Annotated in this window: 10 protein-coding genes; 4 read left to right on the top strand and 6 right to left on the bottom strand. The window is 43.7% G+C overall.

Annotation, left to right across the window (positions count from 1 at the left end; genetic code table 11):
* Nucleotides 1–286: 286 nt before the first annotated feature.
* The 4 genes from R7Z47_RS03650 to R7Z47_RS03635 all read right to left on the bottom strand — a co-directional run bounded on the left by R7Z47_RS03650 (nt 287) and on the right by R7Z47_RS03635 (nt 4,499).
* Nucleotides 287–2,044, bottom strand: coding sequence for a sodium:solute symporter family protein (locus R7Z47_RS03650; RefSeq protein WP_137282567.1), 1,758 nt, complete (start codon nt 2,042–2,044; stop codon nt 287–289).
* 450 nt (nt 2,045–2,494) lie between these two features.
* Complete coding sequence (locus tag R7Z47_RS03645; RefSeq protein WP_005388506.1) at nt 2,495–3,118, bottom strand: bifunctional 4-hydroxy-2-oxoglutarate aldolase/2-dehydro-3-deoxy-phosphogluconate aldolase; 624 nt, start codon at nt 3,116–3,118, stop codon at nt 2,495–2,497.
* A gap of 78 nt (nt 3,119–3,196) precedes the next feature.
* The gene (locus tag R7Z47_RS03640) at nt 3,197–4,129 is read right to left on the bottom strand and encodes a sugar kinase (protein ID WP_005437155.1); all 933 of its coding nucleotides are present in this window, start codon (nt 4,127–4,129) and stop codon (nt 3,197–3,199) included.
* A 34-nt stretch (nt 4,130–4,163) separates the two neighbouring features.
* Nucleotides 4,164–4,499, bottom strand: coding sequence for a cupin domain-containing protein (locus tag R7Z47_RS03635; RefSeq protein WP_005450851.1), 336 nt, complete (start codon nt 4,497–4,499; stop codon nt 4,164–4,166).
* A gap of 421 nt (nt 4,500–4,920) precedes the next feature.
* On the opposite strand from R7Z47_RS03635, the gene R7Z47_RS03630 reads away from it, so the two are divergent.
* The 3 genes from R7Z47_RS03630 to R7Z47_RS03620 all read left to right on the top strand — a co-directional run bounded on the left by R7Z47_RS03630 (nt 4,921) and on the right by R7Z47_RS03620 (nt 11,328).
* The gene (locus R7Z47_RS03630) at nt 4,921–7,086 is read left to right on the top strand and encodes a heparinase II/III family protein (RefSeq protein ID WP_213903735.1); all 2,166 of its coding nucleotides are present in this window, start codon (nt 4,921–4,923) and stop codon (nt 7,084–7,086) included.
* Between the two features lie 2 nt (nt 7,087–7,088).
* A complete protein-coding gene (locus tag R7Z47_RS03625; protein ID WP_213871159.1) occupies nt 7,089–9,254 on the top strand; it encodes a heparinase II/III family protein in 2,166 nt (721 codons plus the stop codon).
* Between the two features lie 322 nt (nt 9,255–9,576).
* Nucleotides 9,577–11,328, top strand: a complete 1,752-nt coding sequence (locus R7Z47_RS03620; RefSeq protein WP_262606497.1) for a polysaccharide lyase family 7 protein — start codon at nt 9,577–9,579, stop codon at nt 11,326–11,328.
* Between the two features lie 470 nt (nt 11,329–11,798).
* On the opposite strand, the gene R7Z47_RS03615 is transcribed toward R7Z47_RS03620, so the two are convergent.
* Nucleotides 11,799–13,364, bottom strand: a complete 1,566-nt coding sequence (locus tag R7Z47_RS03615; protein WP_213867772.1) for a polysaccharide lyase family 7 protein — start codon at nt 13,362–13,364, stop codon at nt 11,799–11,801.
* A 76-nt stretch (nt 13,365–13,440) separates the two neighbouring features.
* Nucleotides 13,441–14,214 carry an oligogalacturonate-specific porin KdgM family protein gene (locus tag R7Z47_RS03610; RefSeq protein WP_017634227.1) on the bottom strand — a complete coding sequence of 258 codons (774 nt, stop codon included), beginning with the start codon at nt 14,212–14,214 and terminating at the stop codon, nt 13,441–13,443.
* A gap of 572 nt (nt 14,215–14,786) precedes the next feature.
* Between R7Z47_RS03610 and R7Z47_RS03605 the strand changes: the two genes are divergently transcribed.
* The gene (locus tag R7Z47_RS03605) at nt 14,787–16,532 is read left to right on the top strand and encodes a hypothetical protein (protein WP_213867773.1); all 1,746 of its coding nucleotides are present in this window, start codon (nt 14,787–14,789) and stop codon (nt 16,530–16,532) included.
* Nucleotides 16,533–16,665: the final 133 nt, after the last annotated feature.

Here is a 16,665-nt window from a genome sequence, read left to right as displayed (position 1 = left end):
CGTCTGATTTAATGCTTTTTCTTTGCTAAGAAGGCACACATATTTATTTAAATAGACAAAGCATCAGGTTTGGGGTGTAAAGTGTAAACACGGCATGCAAAGAAAGTTAGATTGCTTTTTCGCTTTAGGCTGACGACTCTAATGTGAATATAGTCGCACCTTATTGGGAGTTCCCCAATACAACGAATAACAACAAACGATGCGCCACGCTTTCTCAGTCAGCTTGATCAAAAAATCCCACGGCTTTAACACCGCGGGATTTTTCATTGAGAGTCTTTAACTTTGGTTAGCTTTTCGCGTTAGCTAACTTTGGGCTTTTAGGCCCTCGGGCTGCGTTCACCAATAGAACACCCACCGAGAGAACAATCGCACCACACAAGATAAACAGTAGTCGACCAGATGGTTCATTTGGAATTAGAGCCATAGCTAGGATACCGAAGCCCGCTACGCTGATAAGCTTACCAAGCATGCCGCGCTGTTTTGTATCTAGGTTCTGCTGCTCTTCGCTGTCAGCCACAAGTGGCGTATTCCAGTTCTCGAACAATTGCTCCACTTCTTTCTCACGTTCAGGTGATAGACCTTTGTAGAAGCGCGTTGTCAGCAAGAAGAAACCACCGGTGAAGATAACGTGTGCCGCTAAGCTCAAGCCAACTTTCAGATCTGCCCACTCACGTCCTGTAAACGCTTGCTCTAGACCGAATAGGCGCTCTACATCTTCTGCTTGTAGTGAGATACCGAAGATGTAAGAAACAAAGCCACCAACAACCAGTGTTGCCCAACCAGCCCAATCCGGCGTCTTACGAATCCACATACCAAGTAGTACAGGAATCAGCATTGGGAAGCCAATTAATGCACCGACGTTCAGTACGATATCGAACAGGCTCAAGTGACGTAGTGAGTTAATGAATAGACCGATACCAATGATGATGAAGCCCATCACGATAGTCGTTGCTTTACTCACGATAACCAGTTCTTTTTGCGACGCTTGTGGACGCACAATCGGGCTGTAGAAGTTCATCACAAAGATGCCCGCGTTACGGTTAAGACCAGAGTCCATTGAAGACATGGTCGCCGCAAACATTGCTGACATCAGAAGACCCACCATACCTGCTGGCATTACGTTTTGTACGAATGCTAGGTATGCTGCATCACCACCTACTGAGCCGTATTGCTCTGCGAAATCAGGCATAAATGCCGCAACGTACCAAGGTGGTAGGAACCAGATGATAGGACCAACAATCATCAGCACACATGCAAGACCTGCAGCTTTACGTGCGTTTTCACTGTCTTTTGCACATAAGTAGCGGTAAGCGTTGATGCTGTTGTTCATGACACCGAACTGTTTAACAAAGATGAAGACAACCCAAAGGATAAAGATACTGAAGTAGTTCAGGTTGTTACCCAGCATGAAGTCGCCGTGGAAGTTCGACACGATGTTGCCAATACCGCCACCATGGAAGTATGCCGCCACCGCACAAGTGATCGTCACTGCCATGATAACCAGCATCTGCATAAAGTCAGATGCAACAACCGCCCAAGAGCCGCCTGTTACCGCCATTAGCATTAGCACTAAGCCCGTAACGATGATGGTCGCTTCCATAGGAATGTTGAAGACCGCTGCCACGAAAATCGCAAGACCATTCAACCAAATACCGGCCGAGATCAAGCTGTCTGGCATACCAGCCCAAGTGAAGAACTGCTCTGAAGTCTTACCAAAACGTTGACGAATTGCTTCAATCGCCGTCACTACACGTAGTTGGCGGAACTTTGGAGCAAAATAGAGGTAGTTCATAAAGTAGCCAAATGCGTTGGCTAAGAATAGGATTACAACAACGAAACCGTCGTTGAACGCGCGTCCTGCGGCACCTGTAAACGTCCATGCTGAAAATTGCGTCATGAAGGCGGTAGCACCTACCATCCACCATAACATCTTACCGCCCCCTCGGAAGTAGTCACTGGTCGAGGTAGTGAACTTACGGAACATCCAACCAATTGCAACTAAGAAGAAGAAGTAGGCAAGAACAACAAGAGTATCAATAGTCATTTTTTCAGCCTTTCAAGTTTGATCATTTTCTAACGTCTAGACTACTCTCCTCACAACTCTATTTGTACTACAATAAGTTTTAATTGTGATCTAAAGCATAAGTTATTCAACGAAAAAAATACGTAAAACCCCTTAATTTCTTAGACCAATGGCTTTCTAGGAGATAATTGCCATTCAGAACACCTCAATATATTGTAATACAAATTGTCTAATTGAAATTTATTAGAGTATGGAATATTTTTCTTCTTCGCGCTTTGTCTGAAGATCAAAAATGCGCGGCATTTCTTTAAAGGAAACGTAATGAGATGTTTCGAAAAAATTTGATAGAAAGTAGGATTTATATGAATGCGATTCTTAACTCTCGCCTCTTTCAAACTTTCAAACACAAAAAAGCGAGCACTGAGGCTCGCTTTTCATTCTTTCGCTAGTTTTATCGGGGTGTTACGACACTTATGCTACGTGAGCTACTGCGTCGCGAACCAGTGTACCCAGTTCATCCCACTTACCTTCATCGATAAGTTTTGTTGGCACCATCCAAGTACCGCCACATGCCAGTACTGAAGGGATAGACAAGTATTCGTCTACGTTACCTAGGCTCACGCCACCTGTTGGCATGAATTTCACTGGGTAAACCGCCGTTAGTGCTTTAAGCATACCAACACCGCCAGATGGCTCAGCAGGGAAGAACTTAAGTGTACGCAGACCCATTTCCATCGCTTGCTCAACTAGGCTTGGGTTGTTTACGCCAGGTACGATAGCCACGCCTTTGTCTAGGCAGTATTGAACCGTGCGAGGGTTAAAACCTGGGCTTACGATAAAGTCCACACCAGCTTCGATCGCTTGGTCTACTTGCTCGTTAGTTAGGATCGTACCTGCACCGATCAGCATTTCTGGGAACTCAGCGCGCATAGCACGAATCGCTTCTGCAGCACACTCTGTGCGGAACGTGATCTCTGCGCAAGGCATACCGTTTTCAACCAAGGTGCGACCCAGAGGGATCGCATCTTCTGCTTTGTTGATGGCAATAACAGGAATTACTTTTAGGTTTGCTAATTGTTCGTTTAATGTCGTCATAAGAGTGTACTCGTCGTCGTTAACTTGAGTTCAATAAATCACTGCGGAGCGCCGATTACTCAACGCTCCGCAAAAGAATTACAAAGGAAGATCTGGCATCACTTCACGTGGAATGATGGCACCTTTATGTTGAATTACCGCGCCAGCCATACAGTGGCCAGAGTAAGCCGATTCAGCTGCATTACCGCCAGTCAAACGCTTCGCCAAGAAGCCCGCACTGAAAGAATCACCAGCCGCTGTTGTATCAATCACGTTGTCGACTTTGTTTGGCGCCACGTATTGCGCTTCGCCATTCGCCACAACCAAGCAATCTTTGCTACCACGTTTGATGATGATTTCATCCACACCCAGGGCAGAGGTTCTCTCGATGCACTGTTCTAGATGCTCGTCACCGTAAAGCATTTGCTCATCTTCAAATGTGAGCAGTGCAATATCTGTGTGCTTAAGGATCTTAAGGTACCAAGACATGGCATTCTCGCGGCTTTCCCACAATTTAGGACGGTAGTTGTTATCGAAAATAACCTTACCACCTTGTGCCTTGAAGCGCTCAAGGAAGCCAAACAGTTGCGTCTTACCTTCTTCAGTAAGGATCGCTAATGTAATACCGCTCAAGTAAACCGCATCGTACGAGTAAAGTTTGTCGACTAATAGCGGAGACTCATTTTGTTCGAATAGGAACTTAGCGGCCGCTTCGTTACGCCAGTAGTGGAAGTAACGTTCGCCAGTTTCATCGGTTTCGATGTAGTAGATACCTGGTTGCTTTTCTTTAACGGAAAGAACGAGGCTAGTATCGATGCCCTCTTCTTGCCATGCTGATAGCATTTCTTGGCTAAAAGGATCGTTACCTAGAGCCGTTACATAGCTGGTTTTGATATCGTGAGCTTTGGTCAAACGAGATAAATACAGTGCGGTATTCAACGTATCACCACCGAATGACTGCTTTAGCTGACCTTCCTTTTTCTGTAGCTCAACCATACATTCGCCAATGACCGCGATGTTTAATGATTTCATGTTGTCACCTTAGCAACTGAGGTTGCGCTATAGATTATTTTAAGAAGTCTTCACGAGCTGGGTTGAAGATATCTAGAAGAATGCTGTCTTGCTCTAGTGCAACCGCACCGTGCATCATGTGCTTACGAGCAAAGTATGCGTCGCCTTCTTTTAGTACTTTCTTCTCGCCTTCGATTTCCGCTTCAAAGCTGCCACGTACTACGTAACCGATTTGATCATGGATTTCGTGAGTATGCGGAGCGCCAATCGCACCTTTATCAAAACATAGGTGAACCGCCATTAGGTCATCTGTGTAAGCAACAATTTTACGTTTGATACCGCCGCCTAGCTCTTCCCACGGGTTCTCATCTAATACAAAGAAAGAATTCATCGTCATACTCCTAAAAAGTCTCTATTAAAGCGAACCCTACGGCACTTCATTCTTAACCATGCTTTTATTAAAAGGTTCTCTTAAAAAAGCGTCGTATTGATAAAAGTGAAACGCGCAGCGAAAGGGTCTGCTGTCGAATTGGTAACGAGCATATCCGATCCATTTTAATTGTCATACAATATTTCTAAAAATATGTGATATTCATCAAACGGCGCTCGTTAAAGCATTCCACTTAACGATTGATAACGCCGAAACATCAGCCACAACAAGGATTACCACAACAATATAAATCAATAAGTTAGCTAAACTCGCGTGATTTCACTCTCCCTTTTTGCCACAAAAACTACACCCAAACTTAATATTGTATTACTTTATGGAAAGTTTAAGAAAACAACACACTTCATCTGAGGGTGGTAAAGAAATGACTACACAACCGATTTTGTTGACTGAAGCAGAAGTCGAACTACTAAGAAAGGAAGTCGGAAAGCCGAGCTTAATGGGCAAATCCATTGAAGCGAATCGCAAGGAACTTGAAGCCTTTATGCGTCTGCCTCTAGACGTACCAGGTCACGGCGAAGCGGGTGGCTACGAGCACAACCGCCACAAACAAAACTATACCTACATGAACTTAGCGGGTCGTTTGTTCTTGATCACTCAAGAAGAAAAGTACGCGCAGTTCGTTAAAGATCTTCTCGCTATTTACGCAGAGAAGTACCTCACCTTTGATTTCCACGTACAGAAAAACACTAACCCAACAGGTCGTCTTTTCCACCAGATCCTTAATGAACACTGTTGGTTAATGTTTACTAGCCTTGCTTACTCTTGCGTGGCATCAGTGATGACAGAAGAAGAGCGCACAGCCGTTGTTGAGCGAATTTTCGAACCAATGCTAGACATGTTCACAGTGAAATACGCGCACGACTTCGACCGTATTCACAACCACGGCATCTGGGCAGTTGCAGCTGTTGGTATTTGTGGCCTAGCTATTGGTAAACCTGAATACCTAGAGATGTCGGTATACGGTCAAGACCGTGATGATACTGGCGGCTTCCTAGCGCAAATCTCACAGCTGTTCGCCCCTTCTGGTTACTACATGGAAGGTCCGTACTACCATCGTTATGCGATTCGTCCAACTTGTGTATTTGCAGAAGTAGTACACCGTCACATGCCTGAAGTAGACATCTACAACTACAAAGACAAAGTGATTGGCAACACAGTACAAGCGATGCTGGCAACGGCTTACCCGAATGGTGAGTTCCCTGCCCTAAACGATGCATCTCGTACCATGAGCATTACCGACATGGGTGTTCAAGTTGCAGTGAGCGTTTACAGCAAACACTACGGTATGGATGACAACATCCTAGGCATGGCGAAGATTCAAAACGCCGTTTGGATGCACCCATGTGGTCTTGAGCTTTCTCAAGCTTACGATAAAGCCATCGCAGACCGTGAAATCGGCATGCCTTTCTGGCCAAGTGTGGAGCTCAACGAAGGTCCAACTGGTAACAACGGAGCACAAGGCTTTATCCGTATGCAGGATAAAACCGGTGATGTGTCACAGCTTGTGATGAACTACGGTCAACACGGCATGGGACATGGTAACTTTGATACGCTTGGCATTACCTTCTTCAACCGTGGTCAAGAAGTGCTGCGTGAATACGGCTTCTGTCGCTGGGTAAACGTTGAGCCTAAATTCGGCGGTCGTTACCTAGACGAAAACAAATCGTACGCACGTCAAACTATCGCGCACAACGCGGTAACGATTGATGAGCAATGTCAGAACGGTTTCGATGTAGACCGCGCTGATTCAGTGCACGGTTTGCCTCACTTCTTCAAAGTAGAAGGCACTGAAATCAACGGTATGAGCGCGTTTGCGAACGACCATTACCCGAACACAGACATGCAGCGCAGTGTGTTCATGCTTAACCTCGATGAGCTTGAAGCACCGCTATTGCTAGACCTTTACCGCATCGAAGGTGAAGACGAACATCAGTACGACTACTCTCATCAATACGATGGTCAAATCGTACGTACTAACTTTGATTACCAAAGCTTTGGTGAACTGAACACGCTTGGCGATGACTTCGGTTACCAACACCTTTGGAAAGTAGCGAGCGGCAAAGTGCAAGATACGGCGCTGGTTAGCTGGCTACAAAACAACACCTACTACACTTGGTTAGGCACAAGCAGCAGCACGAAACAGAACGGCGATAATGAAGTGATCTTCACTCGCACTGGCGCCAATGACCCAAGCTTTAACCTACGTAGCGAACCGGCATTCATTCTACGCAGCAAGGGCGAATCGACGCTATTTGCTTCTGTGCTAGAAACACACGGCTACTTCAACGAAGAGTTTGAGCAGTCGGTGAATGCTCGTGGTCAGGTGAAAGATATCCGCGTCGTGGGTTACAACGCCGTTGGCAGCATCGTAGAAATCACGACTGAAAAATCACTGGTTACTGTGATGATCAGCAATGTGCTAGGCGCTGACGACCAAACCCCACACCAAGTAGAATTGAACGGTAAAACCTACAGCTGGAATGGCTTCTACTCTCTAGAAGTAAACGCATTCGGGCAGGAGAAATAATAATGAGCTACCAAACCCAGTCTTACCAACCGCTATTAATGAACTTTGAAGAAGCGGCAGAACTAAGCAAAGCACTTGGCACGGATAGCCTATTAGGAAATGCATTAGCACGTGACATCAAACAAACTGACGCTTACATGGCCGAGGTGGGTATTGAAGTTCCAGGTCACGGCGAAGGTGGCGGTTACGAGCATAACCGTCACAAGCAAAACTACATCCACATTGATCTAGCGGGTCGCCTATTCCTTATCACTGGCGAACAGAAATACCGCGATTACATCGTGGACATGCTAACGGCTTACGCGAAGGTTTACCCGACGCTAGAAAGCAACACCAGCCGTGACTCTAATCCTCCGGGTAAGATCTTCCACCAAACTCTGAACGAGAACATGTGGATGCTATACGCGTCTTGTGCGTACAGCTGCATTTACCACACGTTGGAAGAAGAGCAAAAAACACTGATTGAAAACGACCTGTTCAAACAAATGATTGAGCTGTTCGTAGTCACTTACGGTCACGACTTCGACATCGTACACAACCACGGTCTGTGGGCAGTAGCTGCAGTAGGTATCTGTGGTTACGCGATTAACGATCAAGATGCAGTCGACAAAGCGCTTTACGGCTTGAAACTGGATAAAGTTAGCGGCGGCTTCCTAGCTCAGTTAGACCAACTGTTCTCACCAGATGGCTACTACATGGAAGGTCCTTACTACCACCGTTTCTCGCTGCGTCCAATCTACCTATTCGCAGAAGCGATTGAACGTCGTCAGCCTGAGCTTGGTATTTACGAGTTCAACGACTCGGTCATCAAGACCACGTCTTACGCAGTATTTAAGACGGCATTCCCAGATGGTACTTTGCCAGCACTGAACGATTCATCGAAGACGATTTCGATCAATGATGAAGGCGTAATCATGGCAACGTCAGTATGTTTCCACCGTTACGAGCAGTCTGAAACGCTACTTGGTATGGCAGACCACCAGCAAGACGTTTGGGTTCATATCTCAGGCAAAACATTGTCTGACGCGGTTGCAGCCGCAGACAACATCAAACCATTCAACTGGGGTAGCCTATTCGTAACTGACGGTCCAGAAGGTGAAAAAGGCGGCGTAAGTATTCTTCGTCACCGTGACGAGCAAGACGACGACACAATGGCGCTTATCTGGTTTGGTCAACACGGCAGCGATCATCAGTACCACTCAGCGCTAGACCACGGTCACTACGATGGTCTGCACCTGAGCGTATTTAACCGCGGTCATGAAGTGCTGCACGATTACGGCTTTGGTCGCTGGGTAAACGTTGAGCCTAAATTTGGCGGTCGTTACATCCCAGAGAACAAGTCTTACTGTAAGCAGACAGTCGCGCACAACACAGTAACGGTTGACCAAAAGACGCAAAACAACTTCGACACAGCGTTAGCAGAAACCAAGTTCGGTTCTAAGCACTTCTTCAAAGCTGATGACGAAAAACTGCAAGGCATGAGCGGTCGTATTTCTGGTTACTACAACGGTGTAGACATGCAGCGCAGCATCATTCTTGCTGAGTTGCCAGAATTCGAAAAACCACTTGTGATTGATGTTTACCGCATCGAAGCAGATCAAGAGCACCAATACGACCTGCCAGTGCACTACTCTGGTCAAATCATCCGTACGGACTTTGAATACGATGTAGAAAGTACGCTGCGTCCAATGGGCGAAGACAACGGTTACCAACATCTATGGAATGTAGGTTCAGGCCAAGTTCAAGGCAGCTCGCTTGTTAGTTGGTTGCACGACAACAGTTACTACTCGCTAATCACAAGCGCAACAAACGGTGGCAAAGTGTTCTTCACTCGCACTGGCGCAAATGATCCAGACTTCAACTTGAAGAGCGAGCCTGCACTGATCCTACGTCAATCTGGTCAGAACCACGTGTTTGCTTCTGTGCTAGAGACACACGGTTACTTCAACGAGTCTATCGAAGCATCGGTTGGCGCTCGTGGCCTAGTAGAGTCAGTAACCGTCATTGGCAACAACGAAGTGGGTACCGTGATTCGTCTGCAAACTACCACAGGCAACGCTTACCACTTCGCTATCTGCAATCTAGACGAAGACAAGCAAAACGCGGCACATCGCGTTGAGTTCGACGGTGTGACTTACACTTGGGAAGGCGCATTCGCACAAATTTAATCTTTAGCTAGTCACTAAAAATTAATGTAAAAATCGGGAACTAATTCAAAGCCGGACGTCATGTTCGGCTTTTTTTGATTGTTTACATGACTCTACATGAGCTTATCAATTAGCGTTTAATCATAGTAAAACCGTTAATAACTCTTAGGAAAAACAGACATAACTTAACCTTACGCCTTATCAAAGACACCACTTATAGATATAGAACTCTTCTGAGATTTAATTAACACTTTTACTATTTAACTTATGACTAAACTACTCCCCAATAACACTAAAATGATATTGTATTACAAATATTAAATGGTGTAAGAGACGTACTACTGTGTTTATAAAATCAACTAAATTGCTTCTAATAAGCTTCTCTGGGCTTGGATTAATAGGGTGTGGAGGAAATACCTCCCCTACAAGCCAAGATGATAAACCAAATATTCCACACCAAGAGCATGTAGCACCATACTCAATAGCAAAATTTCAAAACATATTGAGTAATTCAGATTTACAAGTATCAGATCCCAATGGGGAGGAGGGAAACAAAAACAGTGACGTCAAAAATGGAGCATTCTCGGATTATAAGAGTGACCACTTTTACGCAGAAAAGGATTCCAATTACCTTGTCTTTAAAATGTCGAACTACAAAATGCGCTCAGAAGCTCGTGAACGAGAAAACTTTAACATTTCAGAACAAGGCGTCTTTAGAACTTTGTATGCAGATGTTCGATTACCAGAGATTAACCTTGCAATGGCTAGCTCCCCTGCAAACCACGATGAAGTCACTTTCCTGCAAATTCATAACAAAGGCACAGATACTTCTGGTATAGGTGCTATCCCACACCCTTTGTTACGAATCGTTTGGGAACAAGAACGAAACAGTATCACTGGTCATTACTGGGCGGTAGTAAAGAACAATGCCATAGATTGCAGTCTACCTTCTAGCGCATCAGATTGTTATGCAACATCATATGATCGTTATGATTTAGGAAAAGCCGATCTCAACGCATTCACGCGATTCGAAGTAAAAATCGGAGAAAACACATTAACCATTAAAGTGAACGATGAGCAAAAGGTAAATGTAGATGTATCCTACTGGCAGCACCTCCTGAGCTACTTTAAAGCCGGAGTTTACAACCAGTTTGAAAACGGTGAAGCAAAGGTACAATTTAAGCAGCTAGGACTAACCAAAACTGACCATACTGATTCAATAGCCTGGAATATTGACGATTGGAAATTAACCATTCCTGCAAGCAAAAATGATTGGTATGGTTTTGGCGGTGACAGCGCGGCTGAATTAGAGCCTGAGCGTTGTAATTCAAGTAAAGATCCTCTGTCTAACGAAGAGAGCGTTTACCAACGCGAGATTGATTTATCATACTTCAATGTTATTGACGGTAGCATGCATTTCCGTGCCGATATGGGTTACGGCACGTCAACGGCCAACTCCAGTTACATCCGTTCAGAATTGCGAGAGCTCTACATCAGTACTAACTCCCCGGATTGCAGCACCAGCGATGAAGAGACAAGTTGGTATATTGAAGATAGTCGTACCGGTGCAACTTCGCATACGCTAAACGCCACACTAAGAATCAACGAATACCCTAAAATCGACGGTCAATTACCAAAAGTCGTGGTAGGCCAGATACATGGTTGGAAAATCAGCCAAGCACTCGTGAAGCTACTTTGGGAAGGTGACAATAAGCCAGTCCGAGTTATTCTGAACGATAACTACAAACTTGATAACAACAAAGACTGTACTGATTGCAACGCATTCAGCGTTAAGCTTGGTACCTACGCGGTAAACGAAGACTGGCAATATACGATCCGTGCCGATAAGGAAGGACTGTTTTTAGCCACCTACGATGCAGATGGCAGTAATATGGTCTCGCACACACTGAAGTGGGGAGAAGCATACTCAGACACAGCTAACAACAAGTCCTATACTCTTACTGAAAGATGGGCGTCGCCTGATATTGCGTTTTACTTCAAAGCCGGAATTTACCCTCAGTTTAAACCTGATAATGCATATCGAGGAGAAATCTTTGATGTGAGCTTTAGTGCTTTGAGCACTCTTCATCAATAGTCATTTCAATCTCTTAGCAATAGGCTTGCTACTTTGCTCTAAAGCAACGAACAAAGCTCATACTGCCGCCACGGGAAATTTATTTTCTCGTGGCCTCTTCTTTTAGAACACCACAATTCAAATCGCTTCACGCATAGTGTTTCCTTCTACGATAAATATATAAATCAACCTCCACTTAGGCAGCTTAAAAACAGCTTCTATAGTTTCATGAGATATTTATCTACCCTAACGCTGAGTTATTTTAAATTTAACCAATTAAACTACTCTAATATACATTCGCACTTAAAAATAAACATTGTCAGAAGATAAAAGCAATCAATAATTATTACCTATCTATGGTGATAAATTTTTAAATTAATTTATCTATGTCAATTAAAATAATATTTGAGCTGTTTTATTCTTCTATAGAAAAAAAGCCCTCAGCTACAAAGCTGAGGGCAAAGGACTTCAATCAACTATAAGTGATAGAACTAGCCTTGGTACTTACCAAAAGATTGTTTTAATTTATAGAAAGTAGCTTGTGCGTAATCATCTGGATTACCGTACATATTCTGGTTATAGACACCGGCTTTAAAGTACATATACCTGCCACCTTCGTCATAGCCACTGTCACTCATATCTACGACTTGAACAACATCATCTTTACCATCACGTTTTACCGTAACTGTCATTGTGTTGCCTTTCACATCAATGATGTAGCTGAATTTTTCACCTAGCGCGATGCCATCGTCACCGATTTCACCAGTCATATCACCCACTAAGCTGTAGTAATCCTCTGTTCCAGTTTTGGTTTTTTCGTGAGCAAAGTAAACTGTACCTGTTGGTTGGTCTGGTAGCTTACGATAATAAAGACGAATTGGCTCATCATCTTTGTCATGAATCTGGCCGATAATAAAGCGGCCAACTTCATGCGACTGACCCGTTGTGGTTGCGTGGTCAATCTTCAGAGTAGCTTCAAGCGTACCGTCTACACCACCCGCTTCTTTTTGATCTTCAACTGGTGCAGAACTGAATACCCAGTTATTAGGATTTACACCCTTTGTGCTGTAAGACTTATCACCAGCACGAAGCATGGTACGTAACTCAGTTCGCGCGTATTTAGTGTTTTCAGAAGTTCGAGCGCCTTTCACATAGCTCTTGAATACCATTCCGCCATCATCTGCTGTGTAGAATATATCAGAGTGTTGGAAGCCGTTAGCCAAGTCCCACTCATCAATATCATCAGCACGACCATCTTTGTCATGGTCGAAAGGTGTCGTCAGTTTCCAACGTGTTAAGTCAAAGTTTTCACCCGGTGCATTTGTAGCGAGTGGCTCTTTCGGTAACGTAGGGTAAGGCATCGCTTTAGAAAGATCACACGTCACAGTCGTTTCACAAGGACGGACGATTGGTGCCCCAAAGTCGCCTTTACGATTCTTTTTGAGTAAATCCTTTTGTGCCTTTTGCTCCGCTTTCATTTGCGCAATCATAGCCGCTTCAGCGTTAACAACGTCATCAGTAATGATGTGACTTGCCGGACAGGCATTAATTCCGCAATTAACTGCAGCTAACTCAGTAACTGAGTTCCATTGGTTTTTGCTATTACCGTGGCCAACGTAACGAACATAGCGTGCTTTTACTGCAGGCTCAAACTGGAAGCGCTCTAAGCCAAGCGCGCGACCAGAGCTTTGCGCACCCGCAATAACCGTCACCCAGTTTTCACCATCTGTACTAAACTGAACATCAAATTTGCTGACGCGTTCGTTACCTTTGCTGAACGAGGCTTGAATTGCGTCGAACTCATAAACCGAGCCGTAATCCAACATCGCCCACTCACCATCACCATTTGCTGACCAACGTGTCATAATATCTTGGTCAAACAACTGCTCTGGAACATTACCATCATGACTACTCGCCGTTATCGTAACGGGAGTCAGAATATCAGCACCAGTTTCTTGGTTGTTTGGAAATGGATCTACCATGGTCGCCGTACTATTACAGCCCACAGCAAGTAAAATAGAAGAAGCTAACAAGCTTTTGAAGAAAATATGCTTCATGTAATCTAACACCTACAATATAAAAATGAATTAACAGCTCTTTTGCTGTAACAACAATTAAGCAATAACACTCGGGTTAAAAGCTGTATTTAAGGCCAAGGCGTGTTCTCAATTGGCGGTCATCCGTGGTTGAACCGTCCTTACCTTTGACATTCCACAATTCAAAGTAAGGACGGAAATCTCCCATTTGGTAACCAACAATTAAGCCAGCATCCCACTCAGAATCTTTCCAATCAGATAAACGCACTTCGTCATAGTTTTTGTTGTAGTTGATCTCATAGCTCAGCTTGACGTTATCAAGGTACTCGTTATCAAACTGACGCATATCGTAAGAGCCTGTCAGTGTCCACTTACCTTGTTCAACTGTTTTCCCAGCAACGCTTACCGAAGTACCATCCGTTAGTGTTTTGTTACCTGCACCATCTGAATAAACTTGAAATTCGTGTCGGTAACGTAAAGCGGTACTTAAGCCAAAAGAGGATTTGTAACCAACACGAACTTGTGGTTTATAAGTGGTTTTTTCGTCATCATCACCAAAAGTAATAGGCATCCCTGGTTGGATAAACCATTGTTTATTTATTTGGTAGCGAACTCCCCAATCAAACTCAGAATCACCAGCAACGAGTTGATCCCAAAAATGCGAGTTGTCGTAACTATGGAATTTTTGTTCAACACCAAAGTTCAGTTTGGTCTGATCGTTAATTTTAGAACTACCACTAATTTTGATACGTTGGGCATAAGTTTCACTCTCATGCTTATATTCTGCGCGATAGTCTAAAGTTGCTGCGGAAACCGCTCCCGCCATTAATGTGGAAGCAACGAATAGGGACATTGTTGTAACTGCTTTCATGATTATATCTCTCTGTATATATTTTTTGGGATACCACTTAAATCCCTGGATTTGATTCAACACTATTGAATTAATGTATGACAAATACTAGTTAATTCATCATGAGAGTTCTGTGATATTAATCATGTAAGTGCCCCTTAACTGACAATTTGTATTATTATATATTCAAAAGTGTTAGCTATGTCTGATTCTAAAACGACCTTTGTAGACATCACTTACAGAGAAATGTTTTAACTCGTTTCATATGATAAAGAAGAAGATTAAAAAAACATAAACAACAATAACTTCAATGACTTAAAGTCAAAAAATCTTGACATGAAATCAAAATTCCCTTGCTAAATCACCTTTAGTTTTTGCTGTTCCTCTATAAAGAAAGCTGTCAACCTCATAAAGGTTCAGCTCTTATTGATGTTGATATTCAACTATTTTGTGTGACTTATTCATCACTTCAGTGAGCAATCATTGTATCTAGTGTGAGTCGGATCATTCTATTGATAAAACCATCTAGATGACAGAAATTATTTGTCTAACAATATTACATAAATAAAAACACATAGAAGTGAGTACCTACCATGCAAGTAACAAAAATTGCAGCAGCAATTGCTATTTCCACAGGTTTGTTAACCGGATGTAACACTGATTTAAGGGATGCACCATCGGCTCCCCCACCAACAGAAACTGAGTCTGAGTTGAGCCAAGGTATGTGGGATATTTCAACACCAGCCACTGTGGCGAAATCCGATGATGAGCACGACCTGCCAAACGTCTATGTCTTTGAAGACGGTACGCAAAAGTATTATAACGATGATGATAACTTCGGTACTTACACAATCTACACTTCAACTTATACCGAAGATAAAGATACAGAGACGCTTACATTCAACCTTTATGACGAGAGCGATCTAGGTAACCCTACCGAGTTAACAGGGACTTATGAAGTTTCAAACGGCATGTTAACCATCTCAGGAACAAATGACGGAAACTTCACCGGTAACGATGAATCAGAAAACGATGCGGTGAAAGATGCAGTTGCAGCGGCAAATAATGACGCTGGCGATAACAACGTCGTACAAATTTTGGATACCAATAAAGGTGGAACAGAAGAAGACACCGGTGAGTTACGAATCAAGCTGTCTGATTCAACGAGTGTTTCAGAAATTTCAACAGGCCGACTAACTGTAGATCTAACTTACCAGCATCATGAAGAAACAGAACAGGAAGCCGACGGTTCTGGTGACAATGCTTACATCTCATTTTATGCAGCAAAAACCTCGAATTCCAACTTGCATGGCGAAGTGGCATTTGAAAACGGCAAAATCAAATACCGCGATGCAAGTGGAAACTTGACGGAAACAGGCGACACGTTTGAGTTAGGTGAAAACCTCGCGATAGAAGTCAGTTGGATAGAAAACTTCTTCTCTTTTTCGGTTAACGGTAAACAAATAGGTGAAATGTTACCTGTCGCTGATGGCACCGCTGTAACCTATGTATCACTGAGACTAGGTGATAATGGCAACACTACAAACTTTGAATTAAATGCAGACAACTTGAAGATTTACTCTAGTGATTCGGGCTCTGAAGTGTTGGTTCTAGAAGAGGATTTTGACAACTACATTCCAGGCTTAGACCTCGCGACAATTTACAACAGTGCATCAAGCGAAGCGGTTGTCATTTCAGACGGAAGTTCTAATCCTGATAAACCGTCAGAAGACGTGAGTGAAAACTTTGACTCATACCGAGTAGGAACAAATATCAGTTCAGCAAACTCTAGTTGGAAAGAATACAATACGGTTGCTGATGACTCCTCCACCTTGACGTCCGTGGCTGTAGTAAGTGATGACGTATCAAAGAGCGGCGCTAACTCTCTGCTAATATCCGACACAGATACGACCAACAAACCATACGTTACGCGCGAGTTTTCAAACGGAGCAACATCAAACGGTAGCGTGTCATTCGATGTTTACATTCCGTCAGACAACGAAAAAACTACATACATTAATGTTGGCTCAGGTAAAAACAACTCAGATCGTTACTACGAATTGAGAATTTCGGGCAGTGGTAAAGTTGAAGCCGAAGCAGGATCAGATGACGTAGAAATAGGCACTATTACGACTGACGCTTGGAACTCAATGTCCCTAGCTTGGGATGGTGATGAGATTAACGTTTCTATTAATGGAAAAACGGTTGATGCGCCAAGTCAGTCCGAAACAGGCTTAGACGCAACGAATACACCATCACAGCTAACTATTTACGTAGGGGACACAAGTGGTGCTTCAACAAAAGCATATTTCGATAACATCGATTCAAAGCAACTCTAGTGTTATTTTGTAGCACTTGATACTAGGCCAGGCTTTCGAGCCTGGCTTTATTTTTTTACCTCTTCAGAAGAACAAAATTCAACACAATACTCTAAATTCAAGCCAGTCCCAGTGATTGCTTGCTCTATCTTGT

Source organism: Vibrio sp. 1641, from assembly GCF_033339995.1.
GTDB classification, from domain to species: Bacteria; Pseudomonadota; Gammaproteobacteria; order Enterobacterales; family Vibrionaceae; genus Vibrio; species Vibrio alginolyticus.
This window is presented reverse-complemented; position numbering and strand designations above follow the sequence as displayed.